Annotated in this window: 1 protein-coding gene; it reads left to right on the top strand. The window is 60.8% G+C overall.

Annotated elements, in window-relative coordinates; all coding sequences use genetic code 11:
- Positions 1-263: Ig-like domain-containing protein (locus K5E40_RS35875; protein WP_221734457.1), on the top strand; the 263-nt coding region annotated here is incomplete at both ends.

Here is a 263-nt window from a genome sequence, read left to right as displayed (position 1 = left end):
CTGACCGGCAACGTCCTGAGCAACGACGTGCAAGGCGCCGACCGTGTACCCACCGGGCCGGTGACGGCCGGTACATTCACCGGCACCTACGGCACGTTGGTATTGAACGCCAACGGCACTTACACCTACACGCTGAACACCAGCGACGCCGACTTCAAAGCCTTGCACGGCGGCGGCAACGGCACCGAAACCTTCGCCTACACCATCACCGATTCGGACGGTGACACCAGCACTGCGAATCTGGTTTTGCAGATCCACAACAA

Origin of the sequence: Pseudomonas baetica (genome assembly GCF_019733355.1) — a bacterium.
Lineage (GTDB): Bacteria > Pseudomonadota > Gammaproteobacteria > Pseudomonadales > Pseudomonadaceae > Aquipseudomonas > Aquipseudomonas baetica_A.
The sequence above is the reverse complement of the archived record's forward strand: the minus strand, read 5'-3'. Positions and strand labels throughout refer to the sequence as shown.